Origin of the sequence: Nitrosomonas sp., from assembly GCF_040240425.1 — a bacterium.
In the GTDB taxonomy this organism is placed as follows: Bacteria; Pseudomonadota; Gammaproteobacteria; order Burkholderiales; family Nitrosomonadaceae; genus Nitrosomonas.
Genome location: NZ_QPHG01000039.1, coordinates 1 through 26,911 on the forward strand (window position 1 = coordinate 1; position 26,911 = coordinate 26,911).

General features: G+C 48.4%; 25 protein-coding genes and 3 pseudogenes. 21 read left to right on the top strand and 7 right to left on the bottom strand.

Annotated elements, in window-relative coordinates; genetic code table 11:
- Positions 1–95, top strand: a pseudogene (locus DU481_RS12690) (IS1595 family transposase); the annotation flags it as partial.
- 145 nt (positions 96–240) lie between these two features.
- Here the strand turns inward: DU481_RS12690 and DU481_RS12695 are convergent.
- The 4 genes and pseudogenes from DU481_RS12695 to DU481_RS12710 all read right to left on the bottom strand — a co-directional run.
- Positions 241–609, bottom strand: a complete 369-nt coding sequence (locus tag DU481_RS12695; RefSeq protein ID WP_350135094.1) for an SPW repeat domain-containing protein — start codon at positions 607–609, stop codon at positions 241–243.
- A 136-nt stretch (positions 610–745) separates the two neighbouring features.
- Positions 746–1,438 (bottom strand): Crp/Fnr family transcriptional regulator, encoded by a 693-nt coding sequence (locus DU481_RS12700; protein ID WP_350135097.1) that lies wholly within the window; start codon positions 1,436–1,438, stop codon positions 746–748.
- A 332-nt stretch (positions 1,439–1,770) separates the two neighbouring features.
- Positions 1,771–2,457 carry a TIGR04211 family SH3 domain-containing protein gene (locus DU481_RS12705; protein ID WP_350135100.1) on the bottom strand — a complete coding sequence of 229 codons (687 nt, stop codon included), beginning with the start codon at positions 2,455–2,457 and terminating at the stop codon, positions 1,771–1,773.
- Positions 2,458–2,628: 171 nt separating this feature from the next.
- Positions 2,629–2,772: pseudogene (locus DU481_RS12710) on the bottom strand (IS5/IS1182 family transposase); the annotation flags it as partial.
- A 501-nt stretch (positions 2,773–3,273) separates the two neighbouring features.
- Here DU481_RS12710 and DU481_RS12715 point away from each other — a divergent pair.
- The 3 genes from DU481_RS12715 to DU481_RS12725 all read left to right on the top strand — a co-directional run bounded on the left by DU481_RS12715 (position 3,274) and on the right by DU481_RS12725 (position 6,331).
- Positions 3,274–4,530, top strand: coding sequence for an MFS transporter (locus DU481_RS12715; protein WP_350135103.1), 1,257 nt, complete (start codon positions 3,274–3,276; stop codon positions 4,528–4,530).
- 176 nt (positions 4,531–4,706) lie between these two features.
- A complete protein-coding gene (locus tag DU481_RS12720) occupies positions 4,707–5,453 on the top strand; it encodes a hypothetical protein (RefSeq protein WP_350135106.1) in 747 nt (248 codons plus the stop codon).
- A gap of 221 nt (positions 5,454–5,674) precedes the next feature.
- On the top strand, positions 5,675–6,331 hold the full coding sequence (locus DU481_RS12725) for a peroxiredoxin (protein WP_107804548.1): 657 nt from the start codon (positions 5,675–5,677) through the stop codon (positions 6,329–6,331).
- 84 nt (positions 6,332–6,415) lie between these two features.
- On the opposite strand, the gene smbP is transcribed toward DU481_RS12725, so the two are convergent.
- Positions 6,416–6,805: a small metal-binding protein SmbP gene (gene smbP / locus DU481_RS12730; protein WP_350135109.1), complete on the bottom strand. Its 390-nt coding sequence runs from the start codon at positions 6,803–6,805 to the stop codon at positions 6,416–6,418.
- 256 nt (positions 6,806–7,061) lie between these two features.
- On the opposite strand from smbP, the gene DU481_RS12735 reads away from it, so the two are divergent.
- From DU481_RS12735 to DU481_RS12760, 6 genes are all read left to right on the top strand, one after another.
- Entirely contained in the window at positions 7,062–8,561 is a 1,500-nt protein-coding gene (locus tag DU481_RS12735) for a transglutaminase domain-containing protein (RefSeq protein ID WP_350135112.1), read from the top strand.
- Between the two features lie 183 nt (positions 8,562–8,744).
- On the top strand, positions 8,745–9,611 hold the full coding sequence (locus DU481_RS12740; protein ID WP_350135115.1) for a hypothetical protein: 867 nt from the start codon (positions 8,745–8,747) through the stop codon (positions 9,609–9,611).
- Positions 9,612–9,975: 364 nt separating this feature from the next.
- Positions 9,976–11,304, top strand: a complete 1,329-nt coding sequence (gene msrA, locus DU481_RS12745; RefSeq protein WP_350135118.1) for a peptide-methionine (S)-S-oxide reductase MsrA — start codon at positions 9,976–9,978, stop codon at positions 11,302–11,304.
- 125 nt (positions 11,305–11,429) lie between these two features.
- Entirely contained in the window at positions 11,430–12,335 is a 906-nt protein-coding gene (locus DU481_RS12750) for an HNH endonuclease (protein ID WP_350135121.1), read from the top strand.
- 231 nt (positions 12,336–12,566) lie between these two features.
- Complete coding sequence (locus tag DU481_RS12755) at positions 12,567–12,989, top strand: hypothetical protein (RefSeq protein ID WP_350135124.1); 423 nt, start codon at positions 12,567–12,569, stop codon at positions 12,987–12,989.
- A 241-nt stretch (positions 12,990–13,230) separates the two neighbouring features.
- Positions 13,231–13,725 (top strand): YbhB/YbcL family Raf kinase inhibitor-like protein, encoded by a 495-nt coding sequence (locus DU481_RS12760; protein ID WP_350135127.1) that lies wholly within the window; start codon positions 13,231–13,233, stop codon positions 13,723–13,725.
- A 72-nt stretch (positions 13,726–13,797) separates the two neighbouring features.
- Here the strand turns inward: DU481_RS12760 and DU481_RS12765 are convergent, their stop codons facing one another.
- Together DU481_RS12765 and DU481_RS12770 are read right to left on the bottom strand one after the other, a co-directional pair.
- The gene (locus DU481_RS12765; RefSeq protein WP_350135130.1) at positions 13,798–15,579 is read right to left on the bottom strand and encodes a hypothetical protein; all 1,782 of its coding nucleotides are present in this window, start codon (positions 15,577–15,579) and stop codon (positions 13,798–13,800) included.
- Between the two features lie 46 nt (positions 15,580–15,625).
- Positions 15,626–16,015 (bottom strand): hypothetical protein, encoded by a 390-nt coding sequence (locus tag DU481_RS12770; RefSeq protein ID WP_350135133.1) that lies wholly within the window; start codon positions 16,013–16,015, stop codon positions 15,626–15,628.
- Positions 16,016–16,424: 409 nt separating this feature from the next.
- On the opposite strand from DU481_RS12770, the gene DU481_RS12775 reads away from it, so the two are divergent.
- The 11 genes and pseudogenes from DU481_RS12775 to DU481_RS12825 all read left to right on the top strand — a co-directional run.
- A complete protein-coding gene (locus DU481_RS12775; RefSeq protein ID WP_350135136.1) occupies positions 16,425–16,628 on the top strand; it encodes a YezD family protein in 204 nt (67 codons plus the stop codon).
- Positions 16,629–16,808: 180 nt separating this feature from the next.
- Complete coding sequence (locus DU481_RS12780; RefSeq protein WP_502889970.1) at positions 16,809–18,425, top strand: alginate export family protein; 1,617 nt, start codon at positions 16,809–16,811, stop codon at positions 18,423–18,425.
- Between the two features lie 31 nt (positions 18,426–18,456).
- Complete coding sequence (locus tag DU481_RS12785; protein ID WP_350135142.1) at positions 18,457–19,458, top strand: sulfate ABC transporter substrate-binding protein; 1,002 nt, start codon at positions 18,457–18,459, stop codon at positions 19,456–19,458.
- Positions 19,459–19,506: 48 nt separating this feature from the next.
- Complete coding sequence (locus tag DU481_RS12790) at positions 19,507–19,851, top strand: DUF2325 domain-containing protein (protein WP_350135145.1); 345 nt, start codon at positions 19,507–19,509, stop codon at positions 19,849–19,851.
- Between the two features lie 97 nt (positions 19,852–19,948).
- On the top strand, positions 19,949–20,779 hold the full coding sequence (locus tag DU481_RS12795; protein WP_350135148.1) for an EAL domain-containing protein: 831 nt from the start codon (positions 19,949–19,951) through the stop codon (positions 20,777–20,779).
- A 100-nt stretch (positions 20,780–20,879) separates the two neighbouring features.
- The gene (locus tag DU481_RS12800; RefSeq protein WP_108698490.1) at positions 20,880–21,797 is read left to right on the top strand and encodes a family 2A encapsulin nanocompartment shell protein; all 918 of its coding nucleotides are present in this window, start codon (positions 20,880–20,882) and stop codon (positions 21,795–21,797) included.
- Positions 21,784–23,631 carry a family 2A encapsulin nanocompartment cargo protein cysteine desulfurase gene (locus tag DU481_RS12805; RefSeq protein WP_350135151.1) on the top strand — a complete coding sequence of 616 codons (1,848 nt, stop codon included), beginning with the start codon at positions 21,784–21,786 and terminating at the stop codon, positions 23,629–23,631. Before DU481_RS12800 ends, DU481_RS12805 begins: the two co-directional genes overlap by 14 nt.
- Positions 23,632–23,668: 37 nt before the next feature.
- A complete protein-coding gene (gene cysT, locus DU481_RS12810; protein WP_350135154.1) occupies positions 23,669–24,502 on the top strand; it encodes a sulfate ABC transporter permease subunit CysT in 834 nt (277 codons plus the stop codon).
- Between the two features lie 8 nt (positions 24,503–24,510).
- On the top strand, positions 24,511–25,392 hold the full coding sequence (cysW, locus tag DU481_RS12815) for a sulfate ABC transporter permease subunit CysW (RefSeq protein ID WP_350135157.1): 882 nt from the start codon (positions 24,511–24,513) through the stop codon (positions 25,390–25,392).
- Positions 25,389–26,477, top strand: coding sequence for a sulfate/molybdate ABC transporter ATP-binding protein (locus DU481_RS12820; protein WP_350115830.1), 1,089 nt, complete (start codon positions 25,389–25,391; stop codon positions 26,475–26,477). Before cysW ends, DU481_RS12820 begins: the two co-directional genes overlap by 4 nt.
- 43 nt (positions 26,478–26,520) lie before the next feature.
- Positions 26,521–26,911: pseudogene (locus DU481_RS12825) on the top strand (hypothetical protein); the annotation flags it as partial.

Here is a 26,911-nt window from a genome sequence, read left to right on the forward strand (position 1 = left end):
ACCTGCACTTGAAAGAAACCGAATTTCGTTTTAATCATCGCCGTGATAATCTCTATCATGAAATTCTTAAATTGTTACGTTTAAACCCGCTTTAACTTCCTAAGACCCTTGTTTTAATAGCAGTTCAGTGCCAGATATAGACTGAAGCTAATTAAGTGCCTTCTGATTTACTTGTTTTAGTGGTCACCGCAATGACCACTCGCTGAAGTCATAATTGAATAACGCTACTGTTATCTACTTTTATTCAACTTTTCTCACTCTTACTTCAGCCCGATAATCAGTAAGCATACCAACTAAGACAATAATAATACCCATCGCAATATAAAAATTCCTTGCCACCTCCTCATCTGAGAAATTAAGAATAAAGGGTATAGCTATCAACAAGGGACCAACCATACGCTCAATCCAGCCATGAACGGTAAATGGAATTAGCTTTACTACCCCAAAAGGAAAATCAGAAGCAAGGGTAACAATCAAATGTACTGTAGCTAGACTATAGGCAAGTATAGCTGATAGCTGCTCTAGTCCTAAAAGTGTAGGGGCAAGTAAAAAAATAAAGACTGTCAAAAAATCAAGATAACCGTGTATACGCGGTGAGATTACTTTCATGTGAATGCTCCTATATTAATTTTGGTCACTCCAATAGTCACCACGATCAATAAATTAATACAGCGCAATCATTGATGTCTGTTATCTACAAAACAAATTTACAAATATTTCATTTCGCGCCAAGTTATTGAAGATACTAAAATCCACAAAAATCATGAAGAGCAGCATCATTAATACAAATCTGATCGCGCGTATAATCAAGCATTCCGCGATTTCTGAAATCATTCAAAATCGTACTTACCACAGAACGGCTTGCTCCCACTAAATCCGCCACTTCCTGCTGGGTTAAATGAATTTCTAAGGTATACCCATGCGTACATCTTATTCCAAACATCTCTGCCAGTTCTAATAATGTATTTATAACGCGTACTTCAACGGGTTGAGTCAAAATAGTTCTTAACTTGCGTTCTACTCTCTGTCTCCGAGCATACATATCTTCAATGACATACCAAGCCAACTCTGCCTGATGAAACATTATTGCTTTAAAATCACCATATGCTATTCGATAGTAATTAACTTCACCCAATGTTTGCGCAGTCTCATCTATTTCCTGAGCGGCAGAATTATTTTGAAAGCAACCAGTGACGTCCCCTCTTTTAAGCAGATCAACAGTAATTTCACTCCCTTGCTCCGTTAAATGAGAAAGCTTCACAATACCGCTTTTTATCCAAAATAAATTGGAACAATAGTCACCTTGACGGTAAAGAAAAGTTTTTTTCGGAACATTAATTTCCACAATCGAAGGATAATCCTTCTGCAATTGATTCATATCACGTTCAAAAAATTCTCTAATCAGCTTAGATTTAGCATCGTGCGCTATAGATTGCATTTTCAATTCCATCAGAGAGTTACTAACAATGTTCTGTAATACAGATATTACCTTTTACATTTGCACGGCAACGCCCCCAGAGTATGAATCTGGCGTTACAATAATGCTTTAAAACAACCGCATTGAATTGTTGACTATGAGTTTTTCGAAATACGATGTAACTCGCCGCACGTAGAAAGGGAATTTTCTTAAGCAGATTGATCAGTTGATCGACTGGAATTCAACAGGTTTACCATCATGTTCGAGGAGCGCATGTCTTTCCGTTAATACAAACACCGTTTACACAAAATTCGGGATACGCTCTTTTGCTTAGATAAGCAGAAAAATCAAAGCTACCTATAACCCCAGCTATCTCTTCTCTTCCATCGAATTCTGGTAATTAGTAGACCCAGAATCAAACTACCCATAGAAACACCAGCTCCAATCATAAACCACTGTTTGGTATTCTGATCTTCCAGAAACGCACTCTTTTTGACCAGATCAATATTTTTATTTTGCTCATGATGCAACTGCTGCTTTAACTGTTCATTTTCATCTGCAATACGAATGGGCTCTGCCACATCTGCTCTTAATCTGGCTAAGGTATTTTGCAGATCCATGTATTTTTTTTCTAGTTGGCTCTGCGCTTCCTGCAATTCATCATTTTTCTTCTGTAACGCTGATAATTCTGCTTTCATCGTACCCTGCTTATCTTTTAATGCTTCGTTGCTTTGATTGACTGCAACAAGTTGCTCACGAGCACTGGGTTGAGACATCAATGAGCGTGTTTCTACCCAGCCAGATTTACTCTCATCACCTGCCAGCATAATCCGGCTATAATTTTTATCATCCGATAATTCTAGTACTTCAACCTTCATGCCACTGGTCAAGAATTTTAAAATCTTATTACTGGTTGTAGGGCCAGTACGCATCGGTATCGTGAGCTCGTCACTGACATACTGAATATTTTTTGCAAACAGTTGAGTATTGATCATTAGCAGACAGGCTAATAGAATATTGATTTTTAAATGTTTTTTCATATTATTATGCCCTAATTAATTTTTTAATCTCTGCGGATTCAATTCCCCACCTCTTTGAGCGAAAGCTGATTGAAAACACGCAGATTGATGAGCGCAGTTAATACCTAACCGCTTGCGGATGAGTGCTTTTTTTAGTTATCTTCGACTTTGGCGCTAGAGTTTGTTGGCATTTCACATAGGTACCCATAGATACCCACAAGCCATAGCGACCATGCTTTCGTAATTTCTCTTTAACTTATCATATCTTGTTGCCACTGCGCGATACTGCTTTAGCCGGGCAAAAGCATTTTCTACCCAATGCCAGCATCTATACAAACTCCAAATATTACATTTTAAATATACCGATTCTATTGGTACTGGGCGAACTATTTTAGTAAACAGAGAGACTCCTCTCATAAATAGTGATGGACAGTCATGTGCCACAGTTGATTTTGATACTTCTAAGAACAAGATTTAAATCGATACAATTATAAGAATCGTATCGGACAATCACACCTCAAAAAACTGCTACCTTGTTTTTCTGTAATACAAAAGCAGTCAATCTTCGTAACTGTAAATCGGTCGATTGAAGGTATGCACCCCAATTTGGTCTGATTACAAGCTATTTGCATTGCTTCATCATCGCGCGAAGCTTTTTTCTGCCGGCATATATCTACGAATCAACACCATTACTGCAAATCCCGTGTGATCTCATAACCTCTTGATCGTATAGTCATTGGTTTGACAAACGGTCAGTTCTTCATTATCGTCCCCCCGGTAAAAAAGACGGAGTCGCTCTTTGAGGTGATAGCCCGGAAAATTCTAAGGAAAACAATTATGACCAGCCCTTATCGCCAGCATCGCCGAATACTAGTCGCAAGTCTGGTGGGAACGGCGGTGGAGTTTTACGATTTCTACATTTACGCAACAGCGGCGGCATTGGTGTTCGGGCCATTATTTTTTCCAGCCAGTTCTGCATCCGCGCAGCTGATGCTGTCATTTCTAAGTTTTGGTCTCGCGTTCATCGCGCGCCCTTTCGGGGCGATTTTATTCGGCCATTTCGGTGACCGGGTCGGGCGGAAATCCACGCTGGTTGCATCATTGATGTTGATGGGGGTGTCGACCTTGCTGATCGCGTTCCTGCCAACCTACGCGATGGTTGGATGGGTCGCACCTCTACTGTTGTGCATCCTGCGCTTCGGGCAAGGGCTTGGTCTTGGCGGGGAATGGGGTGGCGCGGCGCTGCTGGCGGTTGAAAATGCCCCCGAAGGTTGGCGGGCACGGTTCGGTATGATTCCGCAACTGGGCGCGCCGATCGGATTCATTGCCGCCAATGGGTTGTTCCTGTTGATCGGCATGGGGTTGAGCGAAGCGGAATTTGCGGCGTGGGGATGGCGCATACCGTTTCTGGCCAGTGCAATCCTGGTCGGTCTCGGTCTGTGGGTGCGATTAAAGATCAACGAAACGCCCGAATTTGCGCAAGCGTTGGCAAAGGACCCGCCGATTCCAGTGCCCATCGGCGAACTGATCCGCAATCATGCGCTGGTCACCTTCGCCGGGACTTTTGCGGTAGTCGCTTGTTTTGCGATTTTTTACCTTTCGACCGCTTTTGCGCTCGCGCACGGAACGGTTGCCTTGGGATACAGCCGTGAAGTTTTCCTGACTATTCAGCTTTCTGCAATTCTGTTCCTCGCGCTCGGCATCATCGTTTCGGGTATATGGTCCGATAAAACCAGCGCGGCGCGGGTATTGACATGGGGATGCGCGGCAACCATCGGCATGGGATTACTATTTGGCCCGTTATTGGGTTCGGGGTCGTTATGGCTGGTATGGACAGCACTATCGCTCGCGCTATTCGTAATGGGCTTTGTCTACGGCCCGCTCGGCGCGTGGCTGCCATCGCTGTTTCCACCACGGATCCGTTATACGGGCGCTTCATTGGCTTTTAATGCAGGCGGCATCCTGGGCGGAGCAGTCGCTCCAATCGCCGCACAGGCGCTCAGTGACTTTGGCGGTACGTCACTCGTCGGTCTTTACTTAACCATTGCCGGGCTGTTCAGTTTGGTTGGGTTAAAGCTGGCTCGACGGTTTTAAAAATCTTATCGTTTGCGCAAGCAAGCGGCTTTGTTCAATTCTTGCAGACGGGATACAATCCCAGCATGCAGATGCTTTAACGATAAACAGAAATCCCGCTCAGGCTAATCAATGTTAATTTCCGGCTATACCGAAGGAAATCTCACTTAGCGCATGTTAAGTCTTCGCACTATAAAATGAGTATCCCCGCCGAATATTGGCTGCATCACGCTATCTTCTATGCAGCACTGTTTTTAATCCATTATGTGTGTGGATTACTCGTCACTCATCGAAACTTCAAAGTCAATTACACAAGAAAAATCAATCATTTTGCTTTTTTCTTCCTGCCAACTTTGCTGTCGATGGTCATTGGCTACCCCTATAGCGCAGCGACATTTTTCATCGATTTAGTCTGTGCCATTATTTTTCTGACATTTTTTATAGCACCCGTGCGTAATAGGGTCAGGGTGTTATCCGTGATGTTTTGCTCGTTTGACCGGCCGGAAGACAGGCCATTAACGCTGACTTGGCTTTATACCCAGTTTATCGCCAGCTACTTGGTGCTCATTCCCTTGCTGGCCTACTTCGAAAGTCATGCGCTGCTGCCGGTTATCATGATCATCATCATTGCCAATGGCGTCGGCGACGGTCTTGCTGAGCCCGTGGGGATAAAATTCGGAAAAAGAAAATATACGACTTATGCGCTTTTTACCCAGGAAAAATACGTTCGTAGTTATGCCGGTAGCGCATGCGTATTCATAACAACTTTTATCGCGATTTTAGCCTTCCACTCCTATTTCAGCCCGGTCCAATTTATCGCCGCTGTGCTCACGGTGCCGATTCTGATCACCCTGGCTGAGGCTTTTTCTCCGCATACTTGGGATAGCCCGCTCATCTATGCGGTTGGCGGTGCGTCGCTGATCGGTATTTTGCATTTTTTGTAATACGCCGATGTGATTGCTAGCTGTTTATTGCCGGTAGCCGCATCGACGAATTATGATCCATTCCAAACAATTTCAAATATACTGTGATTCAGCTTCATGACGGGAGTGATCCGGGATACTTCTTCTACGCATCTACCCGATTAGCCCACGCAACCTGTTAAGGTTTGAACTATCATTGATTGATCCATACGTTTAATCAACTTAAAACCAAGGAGTTATCCATGTCATTGCGCATTAATGATCAAGCCCCCAATTTTCAGGTAGAAACCACGCACGGAAAGATCGATTTCCACGAATGGATTGGAGACAAATGGGCGGTACTCTTCTCACATCCTAAGGATTTCACCCCCGTTTGCACAACGGAATTAGGTTATATGGCCAGCATCCAATCCGAGTTTGATAAACGGAATACCAAAATTATCGGTCTGAGCATCGATCCGCTTACTGATCATGAGAAATGGCTGAAAGACGTTGAAGAAGTGGGCGGATCGCCCATTCGCTACCCCGTCATCGCGGATACGAACCTGCACGTCGCCAAACTGTACAATATGTTTCCCGCGGATGAAACGGGTTCGGCGGAAGGGCGGACTGCGTTAACGAACGCCACCGTGCGTTCGATCTTCATCATCGGCCCCGATAAAAACATCAAACTGATGATGACCTACCCCATGACGACCGGCCGTAATTTCAATGAGATCTTACGGGTGCTCGATTCCATGCAGTTAACCGCGAAACACAAGGTGGCAACACCGGTGAACTGGCAGCAAGGCGAGGATGTCATCATCGTACCTTCGGTCAGCAATGAAGAAGCGCAGAAGATTTATCCCCAAGGCTGGACAACACTAAAACCCTACCTGCGTAAAGTAAAACAGCCTTAATTCTTTGATCACTCTCACGCTACTCTGTTGAACACCATAATCAATTCGATGTTTTTTCAGGATAGCGTGATCAATAAAATGTACTCACTGGGTGGCAAATTGATGCATCTGTTCTAGCGCATCGGTAATATGTTCACTGGCGATATCAGTATGCCCCATCTTGGCGTGGCTGATCGCCTCGACCAAATGCCGGATGGATTCGGTGATAGGTCTCCTTCCCTTGTCGTTTCCGCCTTCTATCGCTTCCACTTCAGCTTTTTTGGCATACTCCAGGCTTTTCTCCGCGTTTTGAAGAATATGCTCGGCATGCGCTTTATGCGTTCTCGCCATTTCCGCATGCTTGATCGCTTGGATCATAGAACCAACCCCCTCTCCTCCGGATTCAGTTTTGTTTGCATAGCCTGATGCATTGATTCCATTACTGAATAAAAGTATCCCGACAGCCATTGCTAAGATCGATAAAATATTTTTCATGATATAAGAACCTCACGGATTGTTGATCAAGGTAAAACATACACTACCACTTCTTACCGGTTAAATACGCTTCTCACCAGAATAATTACCGCTTTCGATAGGTTCTGGAATAGCGAATACCATTAAAATGAGTCTGTTATCCGTGAATTTCCGAATTCACGATTGTATGAATGTGACAGATCTGTCATGCTGAAAATGATAAGAGTGCCAAGTTAGTTATCCGTTCTGACCATCTACTCGTGAAGGAGAATAAAACATGTGTTTCTCATTTTCAAAGATTTCCCGGTCACACAACTGGAACTGGGATGGAGAGCGTATCGTTCATGAATCCATCGTTCCTTCATCGCGTCCCCCGATAGGTCACAGCAAAGGCAATTACGATATCGATGTACGGGAATTCCTAGTGAGCGAGCGCAATGTGGTGATGCGTCGCACTTTGGAAAAAGAGATTAAAAAATTTATGGCCAAACTACCGTACGCCAGCTGGGAGTTTTTCCGCTCCAGAGATCCGGGATCGTTCGATTTCCGGGCAAATATCATTGCCGAATTCGTTGCCAAGGAAATCGAATACACACCGACAAACGGTCTTGATCCTTGGCAGTTTCCAGAAGAAACGCTCGCGCTTAAATCGGGCGATTGCGAGGATCGCGCATTGCTGATCGCATCGTTATTGCTGGCCAGCGGCATCAGCTCGTTCAATGTCAGAGTAGCGCTGGGGAAACTCAGAACATGGACGAAAAGAAAACAGCATAACTTCGATCATGTCTGGGTCATGTACAAGGACGAAGCCGGTCACTGGCAAGTGATCGAACCCGCTCATGCGAAAAAAATACAAAAACAGACTAAAGTCAAAAAAGATCTGCCGGAGAAAGCCGAATATGTGCCTTTCTATCTGTTCAACGACGTGCACTTATGGCAAACACAGCAGCCCTCCGTGTATAAAAAGAAAATATCGGAAGATTTAAAACGCGATTGGTCGAGCCTGCATCCGGAATTTGCCGGGTGGGTCCATAAAAGTTTACTGAACAAAGCGCTCTCAGCCGATATTTGCCCGCCTTGGGTTTTAAATTCGCTCAACCGGCATTTCACCAGTGTTTTATGGCAGAAAAGTCTCACCATCGATGATGTCGACCTACCCGGATCTTACGATCCAAGGGATCACTTCGATAATGGCTACATCACCGATGGCTGGAAATTAGTCAAAGACCGGCTGACGCAATTTGAACAAGAGAGCCTGAAAAACCTGAATGCATTTCATCTCGCCGCACATGCGATAGCCGATTTTTACGCGCATACCAGTTATGGCCATTTCGGATCGGTGAACAATGGCAATTTGCAGTTATTCGATCCCGATCATCCAGACGCCAGCTTAGCGCAGAAACCCGATTATGGTTCAGGATCATCCTTCGATTTTCAGAATTTTTCCCGGAATACCAATTTAAATAAAGGAACAGCGGCCGATGCCGCCCAATATTGGCAAGGGCAAATCATTTCCGGCCGCTATGCGCAAAAAGGCGATACTCACGGTGCCGCCGAAGCACTGACGTTCATTCCACCCGATCTCGTGAAAAAGAAAGATTTTCCGGGACGTGGATTACTGCCGCACCACAATGAGATCGCGGTCGATGAAGACACGCGCGGCAAAGCACATAGCTTATATACCGGCAATAAAGCGTATTCGGAGCAATACCAGTTACGTTACGATGCCGCGGTGAGACATATCCGGGATGCTTTCGTGAAACACTGGAAACCGTAGAAAAACCCAGAACAGGTTGCCAATGACCGGGCACAAAATATTTTACTGTGCCCGGATCTCCAGCGCGTAATTCATCAATGATTACAAATACTAAAATATTGCGGGAACGCCTACAGAGCCGATCCCCACCAAGAGTATGATATTCTTCGGGTTATTATTTTAATAAAAAAAGGAGATTGCTCGATGAAAAATACCCCGAAAAAATTTGCAATAGGCATTTATGCCATTATTCTGTCCGGTAACTTCACCCCTGCTTTTGCCGATCTAAGCAGCGACACCGAAACCTTATTGAATTGGGCCGAAAATACCTATCCCGTGTATTTTCCCAATCATCAAGCGACGCAAAGCATCGAACCTTGGCTGTTTCGCTTTTATCCCGATACCGGTATTTATGCAGGCGTGAACAAAAGCGACAATAAGGTTTACGTCATGGGCGGGCCGTGGGGCGATAACCCAACCATCATTTCACCGTTAGCGGATTTAATCGCTCAGATCAACAATTCCGGTGGCAACGGCAGTATTCCGGCGTGTAACACCGCCAACGCGCCAACCGGATTAACCTATACGCAAAGCGGCAATGTCGTCAACGTAACCACCAACGGCCAGTGCATTCCGATCCCCGACAGTAATAGCTTTTGCCAGACACCGCAACAGACCACCGCATCCGGAATATCGATGCTGACATCGACCAACGTAACTTTCTCTAAGATCAACGGCATTACCATTTCGATTCCCGGCATTCCCAATCCGTTTGAATCCTTGGCCAGCAGCTTCGCCAACGGCAAACATTGCACCGTCAACGCTCCCGCCGAAGCAACCAATCTGATTATCAATTCCGACACCTGCTTCGACATCACCAATTCATTCGGCAGCTTGCCCACGGGCATACCAGGCGTCACCATCACCCCGCCGGTGACCTTGGCGCTTAAAGACACCGTCACCAATCAAACCGTCGCCGATTGCTTCGCAACCGACGCCGAATCGATCTACGATGCATTCACCAATGAATCTTGGATCAAGCAAGACGGCGATTTCGTCCAGATTCATTGATTTAAAAAAAATTTAACCAATAGCCGGATCGCTCAATAAGCTCCCGATCCGGCACAAACCACACTCATTAATTACGTTCGTGATGAGCCTGTCGAACCATGAACGTAATCAGTCCATGCGGTCAGCTTTGAAAATTGCCGGGAAGGCGTGGTTGAAATCACAACTTCACACGCATCTATTGCGAAAGAATGAATTGCCAAGCACGAAAGCATTACCATTATTAATACCCGCGGCGACGTTGCTTACAAAAGCCCCGGTACCATACAAGCTCAAACAATTTTGCATCCACACATCCTCTGTCGATGAACCTCAGCAACGCCCCCAGTGTCGAAAATTTGTCTCAACTACACCTTAGAGATTCATCATGAAAAAGATTATCGCGGCAATTGCCGGTTTATTATGTATTCTGACAGCCTATGCAATGGAGAAAAACGTGACACCTACCGATCGAAATAACACTATCAAAACGGATTACATCGTCCTCGGCATGGGTTGCTTTTGGGGCGCCGAAAAGCGCATGAGCGAGATCCCAGGCGTGCTCGACGTGGAAAGCGGTTATGCAGGCGGTGATCTTCCCGGCGTCGGTTATCAGCAGATTCTGGATCACGAGCAGAAGTTACGCTCAGGCCGGGTAACGGCGCGCAACCATGCGGAAGTCATCAAGGTCACTTTCGACCCGGCAAAAGTCACGCTCGAAACTGTTCTGGCGAAATTCTGGGAAAACCACAACCCGACGCAGGGTGACCGCCAGGGTAACGACGTCGGCAGCAATTACCGCAGCGCCATTTATTATCACGACGAGTCCCAAAAAGACCTGGCGCTGAATACTCAAAAAGTTTATCAGCAGGCGCTGAGCACCGCCGGATACGGCCCGATTACCACTGAAATCCTACCGCTGAAAAATTACATCACCGCCGAGGAATACCACCAGAATTATCTGCAAAAAAACCCCAACGGCTACTGCGGCCTCGGCGGCACGGGCGTGAAATATCCCGCAACCGATCCGAAAATTGCACAAACCAATGTCGCAGCCGATGCAGCAACAGCTGCACGCATGAAACCGCTGGATGGCAAGGATTTGAACTTTGCCCAGCAGTTGGTCATATTCGAAGCCGAGCATTGCGAGTACTGCAAGCTTTTTGACAAGGAAGTGCTCAATCAATGGCAGGCAGCCGTACCCGTGGTAGCGACGATGAACACCAATCCTCCGGCCGGTTGGACACTGGAAAAACCACTGTTCGCGACACCGACCGTCGTACTGTTCCGAAACGGCCAGGAAGTCACCCGATACACCGGGTATAACGGTGAACAAGCCAATTTCTGGAAATGGCTGGGATTTCAATTATTGACGCCGGAACAGCAAAAGATCGCCTTCGCGCAAGGCACCGAACCGCCGTTCACCGCTTCCAATCTGGATGAAAAACGTCCCGGACGGTTTGTCGACCCGATCAGCGGCGCCACACTTTTCCTCAGCCAGACAAAATTCAACAGCGGAACCGGCTGGCCGAGCTTTTTCGATCCCGTCGAAGGCTCAGTGACGCTGCACGATGACCTTTCGCACGGCATGAAACGCATCGAAGTCCGCAGCGCCAGCTCCGGCATCCACCTCGGCCACGTCTTCGACGACGGCCCGCCACCGAGCTATAAGCGCTACTGTATCAATGGCAATGTGTTGAAGTTCGTTCCGGATTGATGGAGTTGTTCGCAATGAGTTGCTGCAATGGTTTCCGCCATATCGCTGAATGACGTGTATTTATGGCCCCCCGTGTTACTTGAACAGGGAAAAACTAAATTGTTAGAAATGTATATGGAGGCTAAATGAATATATTTGTGGTGAGACTGAATCCGGATACTAGAGATACTTTACCCTATACTGAGTATCCTGTGACGCGTAAGGAAATAATCGACGCTAAACCAATGAATGGTTTCTTTGAAGCCGTTAATTTTAAGAGTGAAAAAGGAGTTATTAGAGGATACCTTCCACCAAAGCATTTAACATCGATGCGCGATGGCAAGCTATTCGCCCTGATCACTATTACAGCAAAAACTGCCACTAGAGGTGGTGATATGATTATGGGCATTCAGGCTGGTTGTAAATATATAGGAGAGACACCCCGGGTTGGTGCAAACAACATAAGAAAACTCGGTTTAACTTGGCATTATACATGCCCCGAATCTCTATCTCTTCTTTTAGAGAAACCAATTCGTTCCGCACGAGATATTATTTTGGAAGATAACGACAGATGGGTACGAGGCCCAACATTTAAGCTAAATAAAATAGCTGCTGGTAGAGTTTTGGAGAAAATCGAATCAAGCTTTGAAGCAGAAGAAAACAGAAAAAAATATAAAAATATTGTTGATTCAATTAATAATAGAAACATCGCTATCGCAAAAGACTTAGAAGTTAAATCATCATTTGAAGACGAGGTAAAGGACGCACTTAGTTCAGATCTTAGTAATGTAATAGGTAATAAAACCCCCTTTCAGAAAGAAATTCAGTCGTTTCAATATGTAAGAGATCCCAGAGTTGTTGCGTATGTTTTAAAACACTCCAAAGGGATATGTCAGGATTGTAAAAAAGAAGGGCCATTTATTTCAAAAATGACAGGCTTGCCATACTTAGAGGTTCATCATAAAAAAATGCTTAAGGATGGCGGTGAGGACACTATTGCTAATGCTATAGCTTTATGCCCTAATTGTCACAGGAAGAGGCATTATAGCTAACAATACTTTGACTCGAACGTCAACCGCGCTGTGTTCCTAGTTTACTTCTCAGAGTTTGGTCAATTTGATATTGCATTCACACAGCAGCAATAAAGTGTTCTGCAAAGCAGAAAAACAAACCAAAGTTTTTTCTAGTTTAACTCTGGCCACCGATGTTTATATAATCATTATTCTGGGTTCTTTGAGATGTGCCTTATCGCAATAATCTGCACGACATAAATATGAGGAATTATGCGTCATATTTTTAAAAGGGATATGTCAGACACCTTAATTTCAGGTATAAGAGAAATGTTAAATTCTGAAATAATCGGCGTTGATCCTGAAGATGTTAAAATTATTCTGGCTTTTGGAAATCCAATTATTTATTCAACTCAAGCAGCTGGTATAAATAGAGCTTCCATAGCAATTCAACAAATAATTGCTGATTTTCTAAAAAAAGATAACCTTCTATCCAATGTTCAAGGGATTATGCTGAGTTTCTCAGCAAGCCAGTCATTAAAGATGCGAGAAGTTCATGAGGCTTTAAATATTCTTAAAAATACTGTACCAGAAAATACATACATACTTGTAGGCGCAATAGTAAGCGATGAAACGAAAGAAGCTCTGCGATTGACAATAATTGCCACTGGATGCGAAGCTAATGATATCAATTAATTAGAGTTGGATTAGTATTAAATTACAGAATTAAGATTATAAACATGCTGATTCATTGATGTATCGCATTATCTTGTTAATACTATTGAAGAATAAATACAACTAGTTTCCAGTTACCAGATTTTTCCGATTTAATGAGCCGAAAATCGCTCCTACTAAAATTCCCTCGCCATCAATCAGAAAAAATTAGAATAATCCATTCAAGTAATAAGCAGTGTCATCTAATAGGGAGAAAAACATTATGGCTGCTTTAATCGCGACTATTCTGACGCTCACTTCAACGTCCTTTGCCCACAACGATATGATCCCCGCCCGTTTCACTTGCGACGGACAAAACATTTCACCGGCGCTCAACTGGAGCGGCATACCGGAAGGCACGCAAAGTCTGGTGTTGATCGTCGACGATCCGGATGCACCCGATCCGGCGGCACCGAAAATGACTTGGGTGCATTGGGTGTTGTATAACATTCCGCCATCTGCTGCGGAGTTGACCGAGGGTATTGCGGAGAAAGAATTGCCGCAAGGCACGTTGCAGGGAATCAACGATTGGAAGCGAACCGGCTACGGCGGCCCATGCCCGCCAATTGGCACGCACCGTTATTTTCATAAGTTGTACGCGTTGGATACCGTGCTGCCGGATTTGAAAAATCCGACCAAAGCCGCGCTGGAACACGCGATGAAAGGCCACATCCTGGGCCAGACTGAATTGATCGGACGCTATCAGCGGTTGCATTAGCCGGGTTAATCGTAACTGACCCGATCAGAGATATCCGGTGCCCATTCGCTGCGGCAAAAGCCCCGCGATTCCTCACTGTACCGGTCTGCGCGTTTCCCGGAACCAAGCCCGGTATTGCTCCATTTTCGCGCGTTGCTCCGCCGGAGCATGGCGGCGGCAGGTGGCGTATTCTTCCGTATCTGCTTTGGCGCCCCAGCGGATTTCGGCGCAATCGTTGGGGTTGTAGGCCATTTCAAACGCCGGTTTGCGCGCCAGCACGTCGGCTACCGATAGCTCCCACGGACTGCCGTCGCTGCGCGTGTAACGGATGCTGGTCTCCAGGATGCGTTGCGCGTGATGCTGCTCGATCTGGGCTTTGGCTTGTGCGGGACTTTGATTGCCGAGAACAAACAATTCCGGATGACGCAGGATTTTTTCCGGCAAACCGGTGAGCACATTGATCGCGATGATCAAGCGCATATCGCGCGACGGCGTGGAATAATCTTCCCAAGGCCCGATAGTCTGAAAAATCGCCGCGCCGCTGGGCATCGGGATGGTGTTGCGCGGATTTTTGCGTAAATATGCTTCGCCATTGTTCACCGAGGTGACGCGCGTTTCGATTTGTTCCACCAGTGCCGTTAATGTGGCTTCGTATGCTTGCACCGGATCAAAACCCTCGGGGTTGATGAGTTTGGCCAATTTGGCGTAGAAATCATCGGGTGTGAGTTGGTCTTGCTCCAAGGAATAGGTGGTAAATTCAGGGTGACCGCTCAGTTCATTATTGCTGAGCACGCGCCATTGGCCGGGAGCAGTCTGAATCAACGGGCGGAAAGCCTTGAAACCCGGCCCTGCATTCGCGGTGTTGGCAAACAACAGAGTGCCTTCCCAAATGCGCTTGCGCGTGACTGAGTTGTCCGGTTGCGCATCGACGGCCAGCAGCACGCCGGGATTATCCGCAGTTTGCGGCACCCACTCGGCCACGACCAGAATATGACCGTAGGGATCGGCGTAGACCGTTCCCGGCCACAGCGTTTCCCGGTTCATCGGAATCGGGTACAAATCGGTTGATTCCTCCGCCAGCCCGGTGCGTGCCGAACCCGAGTGAACGGTATCCACCAATCGACGGCTGAATTTCGTGAAATTGCTCTGCGAAGTGATGCCACGGGTAAATTCAGACACGATGGTGGGCGCGCTGCAACGTGGCGGCGTCTTGGCCGAGCCTCGCCCACACGCGCGGAAAGCAACTGGCAAGCCGGTCTTCCAGGCAAAATACGCCCGCAAGGTGTACGGCAAATCGGCGCAGTCGGGCGTCAGCGGCAATTTATTGTCTTCGTTCAGACCAAGATAATTGTGCAAGAAGTTGCGCTCGGCGTTGCGCAATACTGGTTCCAACGATGTAAAACTGAGATTTTCTTCGGGTGGCGCGCCAAACAACGTTTCGATCCAGGCGGAGTAAAACGCTTCGGCGGCAAGATTCCATTCTTTGAGTCTTTCCTGCGGATTGGGTCCGCCTACGGTAAATTGATGGCAGGCAACCGGCTTGCCATCCCGGCTCGCTTCGACGCGATAGTGCCCTGTGTCGGCCTCTTCCCATGCAGCAACCAGGCTCCAGGGCGGGCCGCCGCGGCGGCGCGGTTGCAGCGCTATCCGCTGGCCTCGATCGCCGGTCAGCGCCAACTCCGCCAGCGGGCCATCCGTCGATACAGCCATGATCTTAACCGGTTCGCCGTTCTTGGGATTTAACGGCGAAATCCAAATGTGCGCTGCGCCGGTCTGTTCACACGCAACATCCTCAGCCAGCGCTTGCGGAATGCCCACCCCTGCCAGAAAGCACGCAAGAAAACCATTCATGAAACAAACCCGCAAGCTTTTCATCCGCATTCTCCTGTGATACGCGCACGCCTTCAAAACCAATTGCCAGCTATTCCTTCTTAATCAGCGCGATTTCATCCACAATGTCATTTTCGTCATAACGCACTTGAAATGCCATGTCATCGCCACTGAAGGTGATTTCCGTGGGTGTGCCGACCAGCTCCCATAAACCCAGCGTCACGACATTCGCCGCACCGTGAAAAAAGGCCCTGCCCGCTTTGGCGCCAGTACTATACCCCTGAACAAACTTAAATATTTCATAGCGTTTACCGTCGCGGTATTCGCTGATAACCGGTGCACCGAACTCGGAAATCAGCATGGCCCGGGATGTGCCTTCTTTTAACAAATCGACATCCTTCTTTTCAGGCTGTTTAGCCGCCATAAAAACAGAGCAACCTGAAGCTGACAATAGCAATATCAGCAGCGTCGCAAAAAACATAAACCTTCTTAAATTATTCATATCTAGCCAATTTAATTCACGATAACCCAATCACTTCAGGTACAAATGAGGAAAAGATACCAGTCAATGCTGATCCGGATTTTTTCTTTCTAGCGCTGTATTTTACTGCAATCGTTTCATCGGTGTGGGGCTACAACAATGACTTGCTGACTTCGTTGTCAATCCGGTTGATCCAGTGTACATCTGTTCAGCAATCCAGTACCCCGGAAATCACTTTTTATCGCAATTACTTTAACTGTCAGCTGGTTAGCAGTAGCGCACTATCTTGCCGCAACACATCATAATGACTTTTTATTATATAGAAATTAGAAAATATTATTTCTATTTATATAAAAAAGTTGCTATCTTTCGCTTCCATCAATTTTTACTACTGTGCTGAGCAATATAAATGACTACCGATTCCGGTTTGGAACAAAAAATTGTTGCAAACAATGATCCAATCAAGAAGATTCCCGTGGAAGTCGCGCAGGAAATTTTGCGCGCGGTTGCAAGCATCGAATATGGTTCGATTGAAATCATCATCCACGGCAGCAGAGTAGTTCAAATTGAATGCCGGGAAAAAATTCGCGTCAACCAAGGTGGGAAACGCTAAAAATTAAACACTTAAACGGCTTAAGCTTCAAACCCAACCAATGCAGCAAGATCAATCCATCCTTTAACAATACCCGCCAGAAATATTGGCGGCATACAACGAAATGAGCAGCTCGACGGAATTTCCGGTGAACTTACTCAGGAGAATATAGTGAAATATCTTTGGTACTTATCGAGAATTATGACATTGAGCGCACTGACCATCAGCGCCACTCAAGCATCTTCCGATCAAAAAACAACGCTTGATTTTCAAGCAACACAACAAACAATCCTGCAAGTTGTGCAGCAAACATCGGATGAAACGGCTAAGTCATCAGCTGGCAAAGGATTGCCCGCCATCGTGCCGGAAACAAAGGCCGTCGAGGCAAAAAAATCCACCAGCTATCATCAGCGTTCCAACAGCTATGCCACCAATCCGGATTCCGATCCGCCGCGCTATGTGCGCCGCTTGAGCGATATCGGTGTTGAAGCGTTTAAAGATGTCACTTGGCTGGAAATCGGTTTGGAATCCCGCATGCGCTACGAGCATCGCCACAACGATATCCGGCGTATTGAAGGTGGAAACGACGATCCTTTTTTCTTGCGTCAACGCGCATGGATAGGGATCAAAGAGATCCTGGATCCATTCCGCTTTGCGGTCGAATTTCAAGATTCCCGGATTTATAACAACCGGTTTGTATCGACCGATCAGGAAAGAAACGAGTATGACCTGCTCAACGCATACGGCGAGCTGTATTTCAAAAAAGCGCTCGGCGCCGATGATCGCGGCAATGACCGCCCGATCCGTTTCCGTGTCGGCCGCATGGCTTATGAAACGACCGACCGGCGTTTTATCGCGCGCAATGAGTGGCGCAATACCACCAACACATTTGAAGGTTTCCGTCTGAATTTAGGTCGCGAAGCCAACGACTGGGAGCTGGACTTATTCGGCATGCAACCGGTGCGCCGCTTGCAAACAAAATTTGATGAGGCCAATGATCATCTATGGTTTTTTGGCGGGATTGGCAGTTGGCGCAAGTGGTCTGACATCGCCACCATCCAGGCGTACTACATGGGGCAGAAGCAAACTGCTGATCCGAATGGTTTTACAGCCACGAATCGGTTGGATCGGCAAATTCATATGCCAGGGTTCCGTGTTTACGGCAAGGCAGGCAATATTGTTGATTTCGATGTCAGCTATAACCACCAACTAGGGTTTTCCGGCCCCAATCGCGTGGATGCGCATGGATATACCATCGAAGTAGGAAAAACATTTGACCATGTCTGGAAACCACGGATTGGTCTGTTTTATGGTTATGCCAGCGGCGATAAAAATCCCACCGACAATGTTGACAACCGTTTTGACCGCTTCTTCGGATTCGCGCGGCCTTGGTCGGCCGATCACTATGTGATCTATGAAAACTTGAAAGCGCCAAAAATCCGCTTTGAATTCAGTCCGACTCAGAAAATCGGGTTGGAGCTGGGTTATGGTGCCTATTGGCTGGCCAGCAGCACTGATCGCATGTTCGATATTCTCGACGGCAACATCAGTAATACCGTCAAGGACCCTGGATTCAATCGCGACCGGACTGGGCAAAGCGGTGATTTCGGCGGCCATGCATTTGAAGGACGCATCCGTTATCAACCGACACCGCGCATTAATACCATTCTCGGTTACACCCACTTTACCGCCGGCGAGTTTGTCAAGAACCGTATCGCAGCAACTTCTTGCGCAACCTTGCACAAACACCCTTGCACCGACCAACGCTCGGGAGACACGGATTTCTTATATTTTGAAGTGCTTATCAGCCTCTTATAAACCCTTTTAAATCATTAGTGGAGAAAATCTCATGAACATCAAAACATGGCTAGCAGCAAGCTTCTTGACCGCCGGATTGACTGCCGGTAGTAACGCATTGGCGGACAAAACCTTGCTCAATGTATCCTACGATCCAACCCGCGAGCTCTATCAAGAATTCAATGCGGCCTTCGCCAAATACTGGCAAGCCAAAAACAACGAAAAAGTCACGATCCGGCAATCGCATGGCGGCTCTGGCAAGCAAGCGCGTTCCGTCATCGATGGCCTCGAAGCCGATGTAGTGACACTGGCATTGGCCAACGATATCAACGCTATCTCCGAAAAAGCCAAATTGCTGCCGGAAAATTGGCAGTCAAGGCTGGCATTGAACAGCACGCCGTACACCTCGACCATCATTTTTCTGGTGCGCAAGGGAAATCCCAAAGGCGTCAAGGATTGGGATGATCTGGCCCGTCCTGGCGTAGCCGTGATTACCCCGAACCCCAAAACATCCGGTGGCGCGCAATGGAATTATCTGGCGGCATGGCAATACGGCAAGCGCAAATTCGACGATGAAAGCAAAGTGAAGGAATTCGTCAGCAGCATTTATAAAAATGTACCGGTACTGGATTCCGGCGCGCGTGGATCAACCACCACATTTGTGGAGCGCGGTGTCGGTGATGTATTCATTTCCTGGGAAAACGAAGCCTTCCTGGCATTGAAGGAATATGGCGCGGAAAAATTCGAAATTGTCATTCCATCGCTGAGTATTCTAGCGGAACCGCCGGTCGCGGTAGTCGATAAAGTGGTCGACAAGCGCGGCACACGCCAAATTGCGGAAGCGTATCTGGAGTACCTCTATTCCGAAGCAGGTCAGGAAATTGCTGCCAAGCATTTTTACCGCCCTACGCACGCGGGAGTCGCTGAGAAGTATGCCGCCAAATTCCCCAAGATCGAATTATTCAAAATCGATGAGGCTTTCGGCGGGTGGAAAAATGCACACAAAGCCCACTTCGCCGATGGCGGCACGTTCGACCAGATTTATCTGAAGTAAAGACAACATAGCGCGCTGCGGCGCGCTAATAAACAAAGAGGATTCAACATGACCGTTCTTATCGTTGGTGGAGATTACGTGGCATCGTTCAAGCAGCTGATTGCCACGCAACACAATGCACGCATCGAGCACTGGAGCGGCCGCGCAAAAGGCTTTAACAAGCGGCAGCTTCCACATGAGACACAATTGATCATCGTTATTTGCGACTTCATTAATCACAACTTTGCCAATTCGATCAAAGAGCAAGCGAATCGTAATGGTATTCCGCTCGTGTATTGCCATCGTTCTGTTAATGAATTGAAACGTAAATTAAAGGATATCTACCCAACCGATAAGGACAGTTGTTGTAACAGTTTTTGTGAGCAAAGAAATCTAACACGGCAGTACCACTAACAAGTTCAATTGCAGCCCATAGAAATATCTTAAGCCTGTAACAGAACCATTGTTTTTGTCTATGCATAGCAGCATTCATTTCTATGGAGATGGTTCCATGAATACGTCAGCAAACAACACATTCACGGCACTCGATGAATTTGAACTCATCAATTCCGCCACCGATTACGCCTTAAAACGCGCTGACAACGGCTGGATCAGCGGATATTTTTATCAATGCGAATTAACCAGCGTTTTTCAACCCATTTTTAGCATCGATCTGGGCAAAACCATCGCACATGCCGCATATGTGCGTTCCAAATCAAACGAAGAAATTGCACTCTGGCCATGGCAGGTCTTCGCCATGGCGTCAAAAGACGATCAGCTCATTGAGCTGGATCGCTTATGCCGCGCAATTCATGCGTTGAATTATTATTTCAATCACACATCCCGGTCGGACAATTTGTTTGTCGAAGTTCATCCGCGCTTATTGGAGAGCGTCAAAGACGATCACGGCCGCGCATTTGAGAACTTTCTCGACCTCATCGGTGTAAAAACCTCGCGCGTCGTCATCGAAATTCCGGCTATCGTCAATCGTAATTGGAAGCTGCTGCAGCATGTCATCGGCAATTACCGTTCGCGCGGCTACCGGATTGCCGCCAACTACTCCGGCACCAATAGCGATTGGATGGCGGAACTGGGCAGTTTGTATCCGGACGTGGTGCGAATCGCGGCCAGCGATCTGATGCGTCACGAAACCATTGCCGAGCTGGCGAATACCGTCCATAGCTTCGGCGCAAGCTTGCTGGTGCGGGACATCGAAACAGCGGAACAGTTAGCAGCCGCGAAACGCACCGAGGCCGATTATCTACAAGGCAATCTGCTCGGCAAACCGTTATCCGTGATCAAAACAACCGAGCTGACGCCTGCTTCAAGACCGGTTAATTAAAACAAAAGGAGAGCATCCATACAACCTCTTTTCAAGTCGTTTCACAAGCCTGAAGCAGTACACGTTGCAACTTTATTGACTTAATCCAAGGAGAATTAGCATGACCGATATTCATCAAGGCCATACCGCATTAGGTGATGTAGCCGCACGCACGCTTGCCAATGCTACAAAAACTGTCCCGATGATGGGAACCATCACGCCACGCTGGCTCACCCACTTGCTGCAATGGGTGCCGGTCGAGGCGGGTATTTATCGCGTGAACAAAGTGAAGGACCCCGATCAGGTGGAAGTCGATTGCTCCGCCAAGGACGAACGTGAATTACCCGCGACATTCGTGGATTATGAAGAATGGGGACGGGAATATGTTCTGAGCGCGGTCAATACCGTGCTGGATGTGCATACCCGGGTTTCCGATCTGTATAGCAGCCCGCACAATCAAATCCGCGAACAGTTGCGCCTTACGATCGAAACGGCGAAAGAACGCCAGGAAAGCGAGCTGATCAATAACAAGGAATACGGCTTGCTCAATAACGCCGCCAAATCGATGCGGGTAAAAACACGCACAGGCGCACCCACCCCCGATGACTTGGATGAGTTGATTGCACGTGTCTGGAAAGAACCCGGCTTTTTCCTCGCGCACCCGCAAGCGATTGCAGCGTTCGGCCGTGAATGTACCCGCCGTGGCGTCCCACCGCCGACGGTTTCATTGTTTGGCTCACAATTCCTGACTTGGCGCGGCATTCCATTGATCCCGAGCAACAAGCTCAATATCACCGGCGGAAAAACCAGCATCATTCTGCTGCGCACCGGCGAAAGCCGCCAAGGCGTAGTCGGACTCTATCAACCGGATTTACCGGGCCAGCAAGGCATGGGATTATCGGTGCGTTTCATGGGCATCAATCACAAGGCGATTGCCTCTTATCTGGTTTCTCTCTATTGCTCGCTGGCGGTATTGACCGAGGATGCGCTCGGCGTGCTCGAAAATGTCGAAGTGGGTAAATATCATGAGTACAAGTAATCTCGATCATCCCTCGGGCGAAAGTCTGGACGCGGCATCCAGCTATCTGCCGGATGTCGAGTTACTGACCCGCATGGCCAACGAAATGTTTTCCGCTTTGCCCAATGCAACACCTGCCGCAGGCGTGCCCTCCTCCACGGCAGTGGCGTCCACGGCCACATCGGCGCCTGCGCTGGAAGTTCCGTCATTCCCTTCGGACTATCCGCGCGTGGGAAGTTCTGTGTACGCTTCAGCCATTCCATTACCATTCGAGGATGAACTCAACAGCTTGCTTTCATCGGCAAAAGAGAGTTATTCCGCTGTGCCCGGCATAGCGCAAACGGCTGGCGCCCCCTCTGCGGGAGCGCTCGCGGCTGCACCGCTGCCAGCGCCTGAGATTTCCGCAGTGAGTGCGGATCATTTCAATCTGGCCACTTCCCCTATTCCATCGGTCATCCCGCTACCGTTTGAGGAAGAATTACGCACGCTCTTCACACCGGCACAGAAAGCTACGCTCGCACATACCGCCATCCCGGGCAGCCCCAGCCAGGCATCGTCATTCTATTTTCTCGACAACATCACATCACCAGCGGCGGGCACAACGCTACCCTCCTATGCGGCTGCGCATCCGCCATTCGACGTTAATGCCATCCGGCGGGATTTCACGATATTGAAAGAACTGGTGCACGGCCGTCCGCTGATTTGGCTGGACAATGCCGCGACGACACAGAAACCGCAATCTGTCATCGACCGCCTCAGCCATTTCTATCAACACGAGAACTCCAACATCCACCGCGCCGCGCATGAATTGGCAGCACGTGCGACCGATGCCTACGAAGATGCGCGCAAGAAAGTCCGTCATTTCCTGAATGCGCCATCCGTCGATGAGATTGTCTTTGTCCGCGGCACGACCGAGGGTATCAATCTCGTTGCGCAAAGCTGGGGACGCCAACATATCAACGAAGACGACGAAATCGTCATTTCCTGGCTGGAGCATCACGCCAATATCGTGCCGTGGCAGCAGCTGTGCACCGAGAAAGGGGCCAAGTTGCGCGTTGCGCCCGTGGATGATCACGGCCAGATATTGCTGGATGAGTATCAAAAACTGCTGAACTCACGCACCAAGCTGGTGGCATTTTCGCAAGTCTCGAATGCGCTCGGTACGATCACACCGGCGCAGCAAATGATCGCAATGGCGCACCGCGTTGGCGCGCGCGTGCTGTTGGACGGCGCGCAATCGGTTTCACACATGCGTGTCGATGTGCAGCAGCTCGATTGCGACTGGTTCGTTTTTTCCGGTCATAAAGTATTCGCTCCAACCGGGATCGGCGCGCTTTTCGGTAAATTAGAATTGCTCAATGCCATGCCGCCTTGGCAGGGTGGGGGCAATATGATTCAAGATGTCACCTTTGAAAAAACCATTTATCATGCGGCGCCCGCCCGTTTTGAAGCCGGTACCGGCAATATCGCCGATGCCGTCGGATTGGGCGCCGCGATTGATTACGTTCAACGCATCGGTCTTGAAAACATCAGCCGCTATGAACATCAATTGCTGGTTTATGCGACACGCGGCCTGAGCTCAATTCCCGGTTTACGGCTGATCGGCACCGCGCCGGAAAAAGCCGGAGTGCTGTCTTTTGTGCTGAAGGGATTCAGCTCCGAAGAAGTCGGTGCAGCGTTGAACCGTGAAGGTATCGCCGTGCGTTCCGGCCATCACTGCGCACAGCCGATTTTGCGCCGCTTTGGCCTGGAAACGACGGTTCGTCCGTCATTGGCGCTTTACAATACCTGTGCGGATATCGATTTTCTGGTCGCCGCACTGCGCCGTATCCAAAGCGGTCGCACGAGCTTTTGATGATGGGTTAATCTAAATCAACACAAGGAATTCTTAATTGAGCAGTTTCAAGCAATACAGTATTTTGCCAGGGTTCAATCTGGCATTGGGATTCACACTGTTGTATCTCAGTTTGATTGTTTTGATTCCGTTGTCGGCCGCGTTCATTCGTACCGCTGAATTGACCTGGCCGGAATTTTGGTCGATTGCCACCACCCCGCGCGTGCTGGCTTCTTACCGGTTGACATTCGGCGCGTCGTTCGCGGCCGCCACTGTCAATGCCTTTTTCGGTTTGTTAGTCGCGTGGGTGCTGGTGCGCTATCATTTTCCCGGCAAGAAAATAGTCGATGCCTTGGTAGATCTCCCTTTCGCCCTGCCGACTGCGGTGGCGGGCATCGCACTGACAGCGCTGTATGCCGGCAATGGCTGGATCGGACAATTTCTTGAGCCGCTCGGCATCAAAGTGGCTTTCACGCCACTGGGAATTTTTGTAGCGCTGACTTTTATCGGTTTGCCGTTTGTGGTGCGTACCGTGCAGCCGGTACTCGAAGATATCGAAGCCGAGCTGGAGGAAGCGGCCGCGACACTCGGCGCCAATCGCTGGCAAACCTTTACACGCGTGATTTTCCCGGCACTCTATCCCGCGCTAATGACCGGTTTTGCGCTGGCTTTCGCACGCGCAATCGGCGAGTACGGCTCGGTGATTTTTATCGCCGGCAATATGCCGATGATTTCCGAAATTACACCGCTGTTGATTATCACCAAACTGGAACAGTATGACTATGCCGGGGCTACGGCCTTGTCGGTCGTAATGCTGGTGATTTCTTTCGCTCTGTTATTGATTATTAATTTGTTGCAATGGTGGAGCCGGCGCCGCAGCATGCAATCTTGAGAACCATAATGACCACTACGATTACATTCCCCTTAACCGGTAAAACCTTCCAGCAGCGTGCCACACAGGAACCTGCTTGGGTACGCCGGTCCTTGATCGGCTTGGCGCTGGTATTCTTGACGCTCTTTTTGTTCGTCCCGCTGATTTCGGTCTTCTATGAGGCATTCAAGAAGGGCGTGGAAGTTTATGTCGCGGCTATCACCGATCCCGATGCGGTTTCCGCCATTAAACTGACGCTGCTGGTAGCCGCCATTGCGGTGCCTTTGAACCTGATATTCGGTATCGCCGCGGCCTGGGCCATCGCCAAGTTTGAATTTCGCGGCAAGAATCTGCTGATCACGCTGATCGACCTGCCTTTCTCAGTCTCACCGGTGGTTTCGGGGTTGATTTACGTGCTTGTGTTTGGCTTGCAAGGCTGGCTGGGGCCATGGCTGGCGGAGCACGATATCAAAATTATCTTTGCCGTTCCCGGTATCGTGTTAGCAACTGTGTTTGTAACGGTACCGTTCATCGCACGTGAATTGATTCCATTGATGCAAGCACAGGGCACCGAAGAAGAGGAAGCCGCCGTTGTATTGGGTGCAAGCGGCTGGCAGACTTTCTATCATGTGACGCTGCCGAATATCAAATGGGGTTTGCTGTATGGCTCTATTCTTTGTAATGCTCGGGCAATGGGCGAATTTGGCGCGGTATCGGTAGTATCCGGTCATATCCGCGGCAGCACCAATACCATGCCCTTGCATGTCGAGATTCTCTATAACGAATATAACTTCGCGGCTGCGTTTGCCGTGGCTTCGCTGCTGGCCTTGCTGGCATTGGTGACGCTAGCACTGAAAACACTGATTGAATTCCGGAACAAACAACATCAAAAACAACGAGGTTTCGAATGAGCATTGAAGTGATTAGTCTCTCCAAACAATTCGGCACGTTTACCGCACTGCATAATGTCAGTTTACAAGTGCACTCCGGTGAGTTGCTGGCATTACTGGGACCTTCCGGTTCCGGTAAAACCACTCTGCTGCGCGTGATCGCCGGACTGGAAACTGCCGATAGCGGTCAGGTATTATTTCATGGTGAAGATGCAACCGATCAGCATGTGCGCGACCGCCAGGTCGGATTCGTCTTCCAGCATTATGCCCTGTTCCGCAACATGACGATTTTCGAGAATGTTGCTTTCGGTTTAAATGTGCGTCCGAAGAAATTCCGCCCTTCCAAAGAGGAAATCCATGACCGCGTGATGAAATTATTGCATCTGGTACAGCTAGATTGGCTAGCGGATCGCTATCCGCATCAGCTTTCCGGCGGTCAGCGCCAGCGTATTGCCTTGGCGCGAGCACTGGCGGTGGAACCGAAAGTGTTATTGCTCGATGAGCCTTTCGGCGCATTGGATGCCAAGGTGCGCAAGGAACTGCGCTCCTGGCTCCGCAGATTGCACGATGACATGCACATTACCAGTGTATTTGTCACGCACGATCAGGAAGAGGCGCTGGAAGTCGCTGACCGGGTAGTCGTCATGAACGAAGGCCGGATTGAGCAAATCGGCACACCGGATGAAGTGTACGAGCAGCCTGCCAGTCCGTTCGTGTACGAATTCCTTGGTAACGTGAATCTATTCCATAGCCGCTTGCATCGCGGTCGTGCTTGGATCGGCGATCTGGAAGTCGATGCGCCGGAACACGCGGAAGCGGAAGAATTGGCCGCCATTGCTTATGTCCGTCCGCATGAAATCGAAGTCGAGCGCACCCAAAATGGTGAAGCGGCGCTGGCGGCGCAGATTGTTCATATTCTATCGGTAGGTCCGATTGTCAGGCTGGAGCTGGTGCGCGAAAACGACAAAGAAAGACACCTGGTGCACGCTGAAATCAGCAAGGAGCGTTTTCGCGAATTGCAGCTTACCAAGGGAGAGAAAGTCTTTATCAAGCCCAGACGGCTTGATTTGTTCCCCAACTATCCGCATAGCCAATTGAAACATTGAGTCGTAGCAATGAAAAGCAGATTGAACGAAATGGATTGAAGACATGACTACCGAACTCAAAACACAGGACGCAGCAGAATCAGAAGTCAGTCGTCCGGAAATCGATCATATTGTTTCCCAATTACGCGCATTACGTGTAGCTTCCCTGGAGCACCGGCAGCGGCTTAATAAGCCACCCAAATTGCCTTCACGGAAAGTCCTGGCATCCATCATTGAACGATTGAGCGCGGCGTTGTTTCCGAATCGTTTGGGCACACCCAGCATTTCCGATGAAGGGATTGATTACTACGTAGGACATACCCTGGATGTTACATTACGTGTAAGAATTCCTAGCGTTGTTTACAGTATTCAGGAGAATACTGCAGATGAACATACACAAACGCACTCGCTTAACATTATTGGATCGTCAGGAAATCTGGCAGCTTTATCAAACC